The sequence below is a fragment of the Methylobacterium segetis genome (assembly GCF_004348265.1).
GTDB classification, from domain to species: domain Bacteria; phylum Pseudomonadota; class Alphaproteobacteria; order Rhizobiales; family Beijerinckiaceae; genus Methylobacterium; species Methylobacterium segetis.
This window is the reverse complement of sequence record NZ_SMNT01000145.1, coordinates 1-10,822: the sequence shown is the minus strand read 5'-3', so window position 1 is coordinate 10,822 and position 10,822 is coordinate 1. Positions and strand designations below refer to the sequence as shown.

Annotated in this window: 13 protein-coding genes; 7 read left to right on the top strand and 6 right to left on the bottom strand. The window is 70.1% G+C overall.

All coding sequences use genetic code 11. From position 1 onward, the window contains the following. The 4 genes from E1J50_RS24410 to E1J50_RS24395 all read left to right on the top strand — a co-directional run. A partial coding sequence (locus tag E1J50_RS24410; RefSeq protein ID WP_245516735.1) for a glutathione binding-like protein occupies window positions 1-220 on the top strand: 220 nt, incomplete at its 5' end. A gap of 156 nt (window positions 221-376) precedes the next feature. Continuing rightward, entirely contained in the window at window positions 377-1,396 is a 1,020-nt protein-coding gene (gene ilvC, locus E1J50_RS24405) for a ketol-acid reductoisomerase (RefSeq protein ID WP_132256596.1), read from the top strand. Between the two features lie 161 nt (window positions 1,397-1,557). Then, on the top strand, window positions 1,558-2,754 hold the full coding sequence (locus tag E1J50_RS24400; RefSeq protein WP_132256594.1) for an ATP-binding protein: 1,197 nt from the start codon (window positions 1,558-1,560) through the stop codon (window positions 2,752-2,754). A 139-nt stretch (window positions 2,755-2,893) separates the two neighbouring features. Beyond that, window positions 2,894-3,547, top strand: coding sequence for a pyridoxamine 5'-phosphate oxidase family protein (locus E1J50_RS24395; RefSeq protein ID WP_132256591.1), 654 nt, complete (start codon window positions 2,894-2,896; stop codon window positions 3,545-3,547). A 90-nt stretch (window positions 3,548-3,637) separates the two neighbouring features. On the opposite strand, the gene trpS is transcribed toward E1J50_RS24395, so the two are convergent. The 5 genes from trpS to E1J50_RS24370 form a co-directional block, all read right to left on the bottom strand. Next, on the bottom strand, window positions 3,638-4,681 hold the full coding sequence (gene trpS, locus E1J50_RS24390; RefSeq protein WP_132256589.1) for a tryptophan--tRNA ligase: 1,044 nt from the start codon (window positions 4,679-4,681) through the stop codon (window positions 3,638-3,640). Between the two features lie 119 nt (window positions 4,682-4,800). After that, on the bottom strand, window positions 4,801-5,565 hold the full coding sequence (locus E1J50_RS24385) for an endonuclease III domain-containing protein (RefSeq protein WP_132256587.1): 765 nt from the start codon (window positions 5,563-5,565) through the stop codon (window positions 4,801-4,803). Window positions 5,566-5,612: 47 nt separating this feature from the next. Beyond that, window positions 5,613-5,810 (bottom strand): type II toxin-antitoxin system HicA family toxin, encoded by a 198-nt coding sequence (locus tag E1J50_RS24380; protein ID WP_132256585.1) that lies wholly within the window; start codon window positions 5,808-5,810, stop codon window positions 5,613-5,615. Continuing rightward, complete coding sequence (locus E1J50_RS24375; RefSeq protein WP_132256583.1) at window positions 5,811-6,050, bottom strand: DUF1902 domain-containing protein; 240 nt, start codon at window positions 6,048-6,050, stop codon at window positions 5,811-5,813. Between the two features lie 67 nt (window positions 6,051-6,117). Continuing rightward, window positions 6,118-6,873, bottom strand: coding sequence for a GyrI-like domain-containing protein (locus tag E1J50_RS24370; protein WP_207919286.1), 756 nt, complete (start codon window positions 6,871-6,873; stop codon window positions 6,118-6,120). Between the two features lie 208 nt (window positions 6,874-7,081). On the opposite strand from E1J50_RS24370, the gene dapF reads away from it, so the two are divergent. After that, on the top strand, window positions 7,082-7,969 hold the full coding sequence (gene dapF, locus E1J50_RS24365; protein WP_132256580.1) for a diaminopimelate epimerase: 888 nt from the start codon (window positions 7,082-7,084) through the stop codon (window positions 7,967-7,969). Beyond that, window positions 7,969-9,189: a tRNA (N(6)-L-threonylcarbamoyladenosine(37)-C(2))-methylthiotransferase MtaB gene (mtaB, locus tag E1J50_RS24360; protein WP_132256578.1), complete on the top strand. Its 1,221-nt coding sequence runs from the start codon at window positions 7,969-7,971 to the stop codon at window positions 9,187-9,189. Before dapF ends, mtaB begins: the two co-directional genes overlap by 1 nt. A gap of 64 nt (window positions 9,190-9,253) precedes the next feature. Here mtaB and E1J50_RS24355 read toward each other — a convergent pair whose 3' ends face one another. After that, a complete protein-coding gene (locus tag E1J50_RS24355) occupies window positions 9,254-9,943 on the bottom strand; it encodes an RluA family pseudouridine synthase (RefSeq protein WP_132256576.1) in 690 nt (229 codons plus the stop codon). A 58-nt stretch (window positions 9,944-10,001) separates the two neighbouring features. Between E1J50_RS24355 and E1J50_RS24350 the strand changes: the two genes are divergently transcribed. Further along, window positions 10,002-10,822: signal recognition particle receptor subunit alpha (locus E1J50_RS24350; protein WP_207919285.1), on the top strand; the 821-nt coding region annotated here is incomplete at its 3' end.

Below are 10,822 nucleotides of genomic sequence, written 5' to 3'. Positions count from 1 at the left end.
GACGGAGGTGCGGCTCTCGAACGGCGGATGGGCGGTGGGCGGGCGCTACAGCGTGGTCGATCCCTACCTCCTGCTGTTCTGGACCTGGGGCCGCGGGCCGGCTCTCGGCTTCGACATGGCCGAGCGCTTCCCGGCCTGGACGGCGCATGCCCGCGCCATGGCCGGGCGCCCGGCCGTGCAGCGGGCCTTCGCGCGGGAGGGGCTTCCGCTGCCGGCCTGACGGCGGGGCGGGACTGTCGGCCCGCGAGGGCTGCCATGCGGCGATTTCCCCTTTCGTCAAGGGGATCGCCTCGCTAAAAGCGCCGCCATCGCACGGCCGCGCGAACGAGGGCGCCGGAGCGCACTCATCGACACCTCACGAAAAGGACAAGCCGCCATGCGGGTCTATTACGATCGCGACGCAGACCTGAACCTGATCAAGGGCAAGAAGGTCGTCATCGTCGGTTACGGCAGCCAGGGCCACGCCCACGCGCTGAACCTGCGCGATTCCGGCGTGAAGGAGATCGTGATCGCGCTCCGCGAGGGCTCGGCCACCGCCAAGAAGGCGGAAGGCGAGGGCTTCAAGGTGATGTCGGTCGCCGACGCCGCCAAGTGGGGCGATGTGGTGATGATGCTCACCCCCGACGAGCTGCAGGGCGACATCTACAAGGAATCCCTGGAGAAGAACCTCAAGGAGGGCGCCGCGCTCCTCTTCGCCCACGGCCTCAACGTCCACTTCAACCTGATCGAGCCCCGCAAGGACCTCGACGTGCTGATGGTCGCCCCGAAGGGCCCCGGCCACACGGTGCGGGGCGAGTACCTGAAGGGCGGCGGCGTGCCGACGCTCATCGCGATCGCGCAGGACGCGTCCGGCAACGCGCACGATCTCGGCCTGTCCTACGCCTCGGCCAATGGCGGCGGCCGCGCCGGCATCATCGAGACGACCTTCAAGGAGGAGTGCGAGACCGATCTCTTCGGCGAGCAGGCCGTGCTCTGCGGCGGCCTCGTCGAGCTGATCAAGGCCGGCTTCGAGACCCTGGTCGAGGCGGGCTACGCCCCCGAGATGGCTTATTTCGAGTGCCTGCACGAGGTGAAGCTCATCGTCGACCTCATCTACGAGGGCGGCATCGCCAACATGAACTACTCGATCTCGAACACCGCCGAGTACGGCGAGTACGTCACCGGCCCGCGCATCGTGACGCCGGAGACGAAGGCCGAGATGAAGCGCGTCCTCAACGACATCCAGTCGGGCATCTTCACCCGCAACTGGATGCTGGAGAACAAGGTCGGCCAGACCTCGTTCAAGGCGACGCGCGCCAAGCTCGCCGCCCACCCGATCGAGGAGGTCGGCGCGCGCCTGCGCGGCATGATGCCGTGGATCTCCGAGAAGGCGCTGGTCGACAAGTCCCGCAACTGATCGTTTGGGAGTGCGGGCCGGGCGGCACCTGATCCAACCCGGCCCGCGCGATGGCGCTTTCAAAGCTCGGCATGCATTCCGATGATAGGAATATGGCCTTGATATATGGATCTTAGGGAGTTATAGCGATTTTTCGCTATAACTCCCTAAGATCGCTCAATATGGATCCTGTCAGAAACCCCTACGCACCTGGGGCAGGAACACCTCCGCCGGAGCTCGCCGGCCGCTCCGACGTGCTGGCTGCCGGGACGACTGCGCTGCAGCGTGTCGCCATCGGCAAGGCAACCCAGAGCCTGATATTGGTCGGGCTCCGCGGCGTGGGAAAGACGGTGCTTCTCAATCGGCTGCACGAGGAAGCGGAGACGCAGCGGTTCAAGGCGGTTTTCATTGAGGCGCACGAGGGAAAGACGCTCCCCGAGTTGATCGCACCAAGCCTGCGAAGCATCCTTCACAGCTTAAGCGTGATCGAAGGCGCGAAGGAGAAGGCACGCCGCGGCTTGCGCGGTCTCAAAGGATTTCTCGGAGGCCTGAACGTCTCCATCAATGATATCGAGTTCGGGCTGAGCATGGACCCTGAGACCGGCTTGGCCGATAGCGGACGCATCGAGAACGATCTTCCGGAACTCGTCCTCGTCATTGCAGAGGCTGCCAAGGCGGCCAACCGTCCGATCGCGATCTTTCTCGATGAACTGCAATACCTGAGCGAGTCGGAGTTCAGCGCGCTCATCATGGCCGTGCACCGAGTCAATCAACGATCCCTGCCGCTGATCCTGATCGGCGCTGGTCTTCCGCAGATTCGCGCCCTCGCCGGAAATTCGAAATCCTATTCCGAACGATTGTTTCGCTATCCGGAAATCGGCGCGCTCAGCACGGAGGATGCAATCCGCGCCGTCGAGCGACCGGCCAACAGCGAAGGCGTAACATTCACGACAGACGCCGTCGAGAGGATCATCAGCGTCACCGAAAAGTACCCGTACTTTCTGCAGCAATGGGCCTACGAAGCCTGGAATGCCGCCGAGCATGAAACGATTGATCTGCCTGTCATCGAGCGCGCCAGCGAAGCTGCGATCAGAGAACTCGATCAAAGCTTCTTCAAGGTGCGGCTCGATCGATGCAGTCCAGCAGAACGACGGTACATGCGGGCCTTGGCCGAGTTTGGACGGGGCAAGCACCGGTCCGGCGACATCGCCGACAAGCTCGGCCTCAAGGTGACCTCCGCTGCCCCGACACGCAGTGCCCTCATCAGGAAAGGCATGATCTACTCGCCGTCACACGGGGACACAGCCTTCACCGTCCCCCTCTTCGACGAGTACATGCGTCGCGCCATGCCGCAGGTCTCCCTGAGCGAGGAAGGGTGATCGTTCCAGCGGTGTGCCGCCTGCCCTCCCGTCCGCGCGACCTCATCCGCCAGGGTCGACTGCGGCAGTTGCGGCCACGCTCGAATGCGGGTTTCATGCGCGCCGGCAGGCCCGGAGAAGGCTGCCGCGGAGGATACCCATGGCATCGCTCTATTTCGACGCGCACCGCGCGCTCCAGGAAGAGTTCGGCACCGTCAAGCTCGCCAACCGCCTGGACACGGACTGGGTGCACGAGACGATCCGGGAGGACGAGGCCGCCTTCATCGGCAGCCGCGACATGTTCTTCCTGTCGACGGTCGATCCGGACGGCATGCCGACCGTCTCCTACAAGGGCGGCAGCCCGGGCTTCGTGAAGGTGACGGGCGAGAGCAGCCTCGTCTTCCCCGGCTTCGACGGCAACGGCATGTTCTACTCGATGGGCAACATCGAGGGGCAGGCCAAGGTCGGCCTGCTCTTCATCGATTTCGAGACGCCGCACCGCGTCCGCGTCCAGGGCCACGCGACGCTCCTGCGCGACGACCCGCTGATGGCGGAGTACAAAGAGGCCAAGTACCTCGTGCGCGTCGACGTGACGAAGATCTGGGTCAACTGCCCGCGCTACATCCACAAGTACCAGAAGGTGGCGCAGAACAAGTACGTGCCGACGCCCGACCGGGAGACGCCGCTCGCCTCCTGGAAGCGCCTCGACCTCGCCAGCGACGTGATCAGCGACGAGGACCGGGCACGGGTGGCGAAGGAGGGCCGCCTGGAGGTGTCCGAGTACGAGTCGCTCGTCGCCCGCGGAGAGGCCTGACGCGGACGGGCCCCGCTCCCGTCCGGGAGGAGGCCCGCGCTGTCCGCATCCCCCGTTTCGTCGAGCCGCGCGAGGCGGCCCACGCCTCCGTCAGCGACCCCGCCGCACGAAGCCGACGATGTCCTTCACCGCATCGAGCGTCGGGGCGGCGATCGCCGCGGCGCGCTCCGAGCCGTCGGCGAGGACCGCGTCGATATGGGCCGGGTCGGCCACGAGCCGCTTCATCTCGGCGCTCAGGGGGCTGAGCGACTCGACGGCGAGTTCCACCAGCGCGCCCTTGAAGGCCGAGAACTGGGCGCCGCCGTACTCGGCGAGCACCGCCTCCCGGGTCGCGCCTCGCAACGCCGCGAAGATGCCGACGAGGTTGTCGGCCTCGGGGCGCCCGTTGAGGCCCGCGGCCTCCGAGGGCAGGGGCTCCGGGTCGGTCTTGGCCTTGCGCACCTTCTGGGCGATGGCGTCGGCATCGTCCGTGAGGTTGATGCGCGAATAGTCCGACGGGTCGGATTTCGACATCTTCTTGGTGCCGTCGCGCAGGCTCATGACGCGGGCGGCCGGCCCGCCGATCAGCGGCTCGGTGATGGGAAAGAAGCCCTCGCCGTGGCCGTGCGCCTCGATCGACTCCGCGAAGTCGGTGTTGAACTTCTGGGCGATGTCGCGGGTCAGTTCGAGGTGCTGCTTCTGGTCCTCGCCGACGGGCACGTGCGTCGCCCGGTAGGCCAGGATGTCGGCCGCCATCAGGACGGGATAATCGTAGAGGCCGACGCTCGCGTTCTCGCGGTCCTTGCCGGCCTTGTCCTTGAACTGCGTCATGCGGTTGAGCCAGCCGAGCCGGGCGACGCAGTTGAAGATCCAGGCGAGTTCCGCGTGCTGCGGCACCTGGCTCTGGTTGAAGACGATGGAGCGCTTCGGGTCGATGCCGGCCGCGATGAAGGCCGCCGTGACCTCGCGGATCTGCGTCCGCAATTCGGCCGGGTTCTGCCAGAGCGTGATCGCGTGCAGGTCGACGACGCAGTAGAGGCAATCGGCCCGCTCCTGCATCTCCACGAAGCGCTTGATGGCGCCGAGATAATTGCCGAGATGCAGGTTTCCGGTCGGCTGAACGCCCGAAAACACGAGTTTCTTGAACGCGGCCATCGCTGCGTCTCCCCCCGACGTCTTGCCCGACTTGCGGATCCCGCGTCGGAACGGCTCCTCCGCGCAGGCGCGCGGTTCTGGACCGGCGGCCGGGACCGGTCAAGGGAGCGGGCACGGCCTCACAGGGAGGCGCGCCGGGCCTGTCCCGTCGGGCAGAGATCGAGGAGGACGCATCGGCCGCAGGCCGGGTTCCGGTGGTGGCAGACCTGCTGGCCGTGCAGCATCAGGATCTCGTGATTGTCGTAGAGGTCCTGGGCACTCCAATCGGGCGGCAATTGAGCGCGCAGCACCGGGTGGGCCGGCCCGACATCGACCCGCGCCCCGACGAGGCCGAGGCGCTGCGCCACCCGGTGGTGGTGGCTGTCGACGGGCAGCGCCGGCATCCGCAGGACCGAGAAGGAGAGAACGGCCGCGCTCGTCTTCGGCCCGATCCCGGGAATCGCCTCCAGCCAGGCGCGGGCGGCATCGACCTCCATGTCCTTCAGGAAGCCGAGATCGAGGGCGCCCCGCCGCTCCGCGACCGCCCGCAGCACCGCCTGGATCCGCGGCGCCTTCAGTTCGGGCCACGTCACCCCGGCGATCGTCGCCTCGATCTCGGCCGTGGGCGCGTCGAGGACCTGCGCCCAGTCCGGGTAGCGGGCGCGCAACGCCTTGAAGGCACGGCCCGAATCGGCGTTGCGGGTCCGGTGCGAGAGGAGCGAGGAGACGAGCTCGCTCAACGGGTCGAGGCTGTGGAAGTAGGGGATCGGGCAGCCGTAGACCGGGCAGAGCCGGCGGTGGATCTCGAGGGCCCGTGCGGCGAGATCGGGATCGGCGGGGGCCGCCTGGGTTCCGAGGCGGCGGGGACGCGGGGCGGCGCGCTCATGTCCGGATGCGATGGGCATGAGGCGCGAATCCGCGAGGCGCGGCGGGGGTTCCCTCGGCCACCGTGTCAGAAGGCCCTGGGCAGCACTGCGTCCCGAAGAATGCCGTTGGCGGTCCGCATCATCACCGTGTTGCGGGGAACCGCGATGCGACGCCCCATGATCGGGCTCTGCCAGATCTCGTGCGAGCCCTTTCCCTGGCGCACGAACGTGCAACCGGCTTCGCGAAGCAGGCGAACCAATTCCGGGTAGAGGTTCGAGCCCATTCAGCAGGCATGTGCCGGCTTAGCGCTCATAAGGTGCTGGATGCAGACCGCGATCTCCCGTCCGCCTCCCGCGTTCTCCTGCGGCAGATTCACCGCCGCGAGGTCGGGCACGAGGTCGCCGATAACCCCGACCAAGGCGTCGAGCGTCTGCGCCTCTGCGTGCAGGCCGGGCACCTCGGAGTCGTGCACGTACCAGACCTGTTCCTCGGGATCGTAGCGGACGGTGACGATCAGCGGCATGGCTGCTCCGGAGCCGATGGATCGGGCTTCAAAATGAGATCAGCCGCCGGGAGCGAAATCAACCGCCTCATTTCACAAGCGCGTAGATGTTCACGTCGAGCTTCTCGTCGGCGCGGTCGTTCAGGTCGGTGACGTATTCCTCGATGAAGCGGTCCTGCACCACGATGTCCTTGGCGTCGAGATAGGCGGTCAGCGTCTCGTAGGTGCCGTCGATCTCGTCGTAGGAGCCCTTGTGGGGGAAGCGGAGGGCCTTGCCGCTCGGCGTGGTGCCGAAGCGGATGCCCTCGCCGTCGGCCGGCTTCTCGGCGGCCTTGCCCGCCGGGATCTCGGCCACCGGCACCATCGCCTCGTACTGGAAGCCGTCGTCGTCGGTCTTGGCGAAGACCGCGATCGGGCGGCCCGTCGGCGGGACGCCGGCCCTGGACAGCTCGGCCTCGATCCGCGCGAAGGCGGCCTTGAGGCTCGGCACCGCCTCCTCCCACTTCGCCTTGCCCGACAGGATGGCGGCGGGCCTCGGCGGCAGCGAGACCTCGTCGACGTCGTTGGCGTCGCCGGGCGTCTCGACCAGGGTCTTGCGGGGCGCGGGCGCGGCGGAGGGCGCGGGCGACCCAGCCGGGGGGCCGAGGGCCTTCTCGGGCTGGGGCGCGGTCGTCCGGTTCGGGTCGGGCTTGCCGGTGTCGGGCACGGTCGTCGTCGGCAGCGGGCTCGTCACCGCGGGCGGGGGCGCGTTCGAGGCCGGCGGGGGCGCTGCTTCCTGCGCGAGGCCGGAGCCGGGCGCGAGGGCGAGGAGACCGGCGGACAGCAGGGAACGAAGGCGGGTCACGGTGTCGCTCCGGCGAGGGGCCGGCGCGCCGAATCGGGCGTCCGGCGGTGAAGGCCCGGGGAAACTAGTGACGAAGCGGGCCGCCTGCGAGGGCCGGTCCTCGCGGAACCGGGATCGCAGCCCCGCTTCCGGCGGGGTCGCGCGCCGTTGCGCACTTTGCCATATAGCGGTCCCGGCCCCGGACGGGCCCTTCGAACCGCCGGACAGCATGAGCGCGCTCAGCAACCGAAGATTCCTGAAGATGCACGGCGCGGGCAACGCGATCGTGGTCCTCGACCTGCGCGGCACGGAGATCCGCGTGCGTCCGGAGGAGGCGCGGGCGATCGCGGACGACCCGCACTCGGCCTTCGACCAGCTCATGGTCGTGCACGATCCCGCGACCCCCGGCACCGATGCCTTCCTGCGCATCTACAACACCGACGGCTCGGAATCCGGCGCCTGCGGCAACGGCACCCGCTGCGTCGCCTTCGCGATGTTCGACGACCCCGCCATGGCCCGGCCCGCCGAGAGCGGCCGGCTGACCCTGGAAACCAAGGCCGGCCTCGTCGAGGTGAAGCGGGTGGCGGACCGCTCCTTCACCGTCGACATGGGCCAGCCGCGGCTCGCCTGGAACGAGATCCCCCTGCGCGATCCCTTCCCCGACACCCGCCGCATCGAGCTGCAGATCGGCCCGATCGACGATCCGATCCTGCACTCCCCCGCGGCCGTCAGCATGGGCAACCCGCACGCGATCTTCTTCGTCGACCGCGACCCGGACAGCTACGATCTCGCCCGGATCGGGCCGATGCTGGAGAACCACCCGATCTTCCCCGAACGGGCGAACATCTCGGTGGCCCGGGTGACGGGCCGCGAGGCGATCAAGCTCCGGGTCTGGGAGCGGGGCGCCGGGCTGACCCTCGCCTGCGGCACGGCCGCCTGCGCCGCGGTGGTGGCGGCCTCGCGCCTGCGCATGATCGGGCGCGGCGCCGCGGTGAGCCTGCCCGGGGGCGAGCTCGTGATCGAGTGGCGCGCCGACGACCATGTCCTGATGACGGGCCCCGTCTTCCTCGAGGGGGAGGGCAGCTTCGCGCCGGAGCTGTTCGGGCCGGCACCGTGATGGACGTCGAGACCCTCACCTTCGGCTGCCGCCTCAACATCGTCGAGTCCGAGGTGATGCGCGCCGCCGCACGGCCCGAGGCGGGCGCGCGGGCGCGCGTCGTCGTCAACACCTGCGCGGTGACGGCGGAGGCCGGGCGGCAGGCCCGCAAGGCGATCCGTCGCCTCGCCCGGGAGCGGCCGGAGGCCGAGATCGTGGTGACGGGCTGCGGCGCCGAGGTGGAGACCGGCCTCTACGCCGCCATGCCCGAGGTCGCCCGCCTCGTCGGCAACGCGGACAAGCTCGCGCCGCGGGCTTGGCGGGAGCCGACGCCGCCCGGCACCGTCATGCAGGCGCGCACGCTCGCGCCGACCGCGATCACCGGGGTCGCCGGGCATACCCGCGCCTTCGTCCCGGTGCAGAACGGCTGCGACCACGCCTGCACCTTCTGCATCATCCCGTTCGGCCGCGGCCGCTCGCGCTCGGTGCCGGAGGCGGCCGTCGTCGAACAGGTCGCCCGCATCGTGGAGCATGGCGGCCGCGAGGTGGTGCTGACCGGCGTCGATCTCACCGCCTACGGACGCGACTTGGCTCAGGGCGGGGGGCTCGGCCGACTCGTCCGGGCGATCCTGGCGGGCGTGCCGGGCCTCGCGCGGCTGCGGCTCTCCTCGATCGACTCGATCGAGGCCGACGAGGAGCTCGTCGCCGCCCTCGCCGAGGAGGCGCGGCTGATGCCGCATCTCCACCTCTCGCTCCAGGCGGGCGACGACCTGATCCTCAAGCGGATGAAGCGCCGCCACGCCCGCGCCGACGCGATCCGCTTCTGCGAGCGCATCCGCGGGCTTCGCCCCGGCGCCGTGTTCGGGGCGGACTTGATCGCCGGCTTCCCGACCGAGACCGAGGCGCAATTCGCCCGCACCCTCGATCTCGTGGAGGCGTGCGGGCTCACGCATCTGCACGTCTTTCCCTACTCGCCCCGGCCCGGCACGCCGGCCGCCCGGATGCCGCCGGTCGATCCCGGCCTCGTTCGCGAGCGCGCCGCGCGGCTGCGGGAGGCCGGGGCGGCGGCGCTCCGGCGGCACCTCGACGCGGAGGTGGGGCAGACCCGCCTCGTCCTGGCCGAGCGCGGCGGCACCGGCCGCACCGAGGGCTTCACGCCGGTGCGGCTTGCCGCGGAGCCCGGTGAGATCCGGAGCGTGCGGATCGCCGGGCACGACGGGCGCGCGCTGATCGCGGCGTGAGGGCGCAGGCGCTCCCGCCTCACCCCAAGCCTCTCCCGGACGGGAGATGCGCCGCGCGGTTCCCTCAGGACCGGTGGCCGCAGGCATCGAGGCCCGCCCGCATGTGCTCAGGAACCGGCGCCTCGGCGCGCACCGGCGGCTTCTTCGGGTAGAGCGGCAGGGAGAGGGCGCGGGCGTGGAGCTGCAAGCCGGGGCCGCCGGAGCGCGGGGCGCTCCCGTAGATCGCGTCCCCGACGATCGGGAATCCCGATGCGGCGCAATGGACGCGCAGCTGATGCGTGCGGCCGGTGACGGGCCGCAATTCCAGCCAGCTCCGCGCCCCGTCCGGGCTGCGGCCCAGCACCCGGACATGGGTCAGCGCCGCCTCGCCCGCCGGGTCCGCCTTCATCCACCAGCTGCGCGGATCGTCCGAGCGCCGGGCGAGGGGGAGATCGATGCTGGTCGCCTCCCCCACGGGGCCGCCCTCGACGAGGGCCCAGTAGACCTTCTCGGCGGAGGCGGTCGCGAACAGGCGGTTGAGGCGGGCGAGCGCCTTGGCGTGGCGCCCGAGCGCGAGGCAGCCCGACGTGTCGCGATCGAGCCGGTGCACCACCTCGGGGCGCCGCGGCAGGCCGAAGCGGAGCGCGTCGAGATGGTCGGTCAGGGTCTCGCCGCCCTTCGGGCCGGGATGCACCGGCAGGCCCGCCGGCTTGTCGATGACGAGCAGCAGGGCATCGCGGTAGAGCAGGCGGGCGCCTATGTCAGGCAGGATCATCGGTGATACGCGAGTGGTGGGCCGGCGCGAAGAGCCCGGCCTGCGGGAGCAGGGACGCATGAGTCAAGACGAGAAGCCGGGCTGGTTCGGCCGCCTGTTCGGGCGCAAGGGCATGCCGGCCGCGGAGGAGAGCCCGGTCCCGCCGCCGGACTCGCCCGCCTCGGCCTCCGAGGGCCAGCCCGACTTCGCCACCGGCGCCGACGACGTCAGCCACGTGCCGCTGCCGCCCTCCGAGCCCGCGCCCGAGGAGGCGGGCAAGAACGCGGTGCCCGACGAGATCGAGGGCGCGGACCTCCAGCCGATCGAGGGAGACACCGAACGCCCGCCCGCCGGCACGGCCGGCGACGCGCCCGCGCGCGGGGCGGAGCCGGCGGACACGACCTCCCGGGCCTTCGAGCCCGAGCCGGCCGAACCCGAGCCGGCCGAACCCCGATCGGCTGCGCCCGAACCGGCCGAGCCGACCCCCTCCGCCCTGGAACCCGGCACGTCGGCCCCCGACCCCGACATTCAGCCCGTCGACACGGCGGCCGCTTTGGCCACCGACGCGGCCAAGGATTTCGACCTCGCGGACGCCCCGGGCAAGCGCGGCTGGTGGGGGCGCCTCACCGCCGGCATGAAGCGGACCTCGACCTCCCTGTCGGACCGGGTGACGGGGCTCTTCACCAAGCGCAAGCTCGACGCGACGACGCTGGAGGATCTGGAGGACGCCCTGATCCAGGCCGATTTCGGCGTGGAGACCGCGACGCGCGTCTCCGAGGCGGTCGGCAAGGGCCGCTACGAGAAGGGGATCTCACCCGACGAGGTGCGGGAAATCCTCGCTGCCGAGGTCGAGCGGGCGCTCGATCCCGTCGCCGAGCCCCTGCGGATCGAGACCGCGCG

Coding starts and splice junctions, on each gene's coding strand:
- ilvC (WP_132256596.1), top strand. CDS start 377: ATGCGGGTCTATTACGATCGCGACGCAGACCTGAACCTGATCAAGGGC.
- E1J50_RS24400 (WP_132256594.1), top strand. CDS start 1,558: ATGGATCCTGTCAGAAACCCCTACGCACCTGGGGCAGGAACACCTCCG.
- E1J50_RS24395 (WP_132256591.1), top strand. CDS start 2,894: ATGGCATCGCTCTATTTCGACGCGCACCGCGCGCTCCAGGAAGAGTTC.
- trpS (WP_132256589.1), bottom strand. CDS start 4,681: ATGGCCGCGTTCAAGAAACTCGTGTTTTCGGGCGTTCAGCCGACCGGA.
- E1J50_RS24385 (WP_132256587.1), bottom strand. CDS start 5,565: ATGCCCATCGCATCCGGACATGAGCGCGCCGCCCCGCGTCCCCGCCGC.
- E1J50_RS24380 (WP_132256585.1), bottom strand. CDS start 5,810: ATGGGCTCGAACCTCTACCCGGAATTGGTTCGCCTGCTTCGCGAAGCC.
- E1J50_RS24375 (WP_132256583.1), bottom strand. CDS start 6,050: ATGCCGCTGATCGTCACCGTCCGCTACGATCCCGAGGAACAGGTCTGG.
- dapF (WP_132256580.1), top strand. CDS start 7,082: ATGAGCGCGCTCAGCAACCGAAGATTCCTGAAGATGCACGGCGCGGGC.
- mtaB (WP_132256578.1), top strand. CDS start 7,969: ATGGACGTCGAGACCCTCACCTTCGGCTGCCGCCTCAACATCGTCGAG.
- E1J50_RS24355 (WP_132256576.1), bottom strand. CDS start 9,943: ATGATCCTGCCTGACATAGGCGCCCGCCTGCTCTACCGCGATGCCCTG.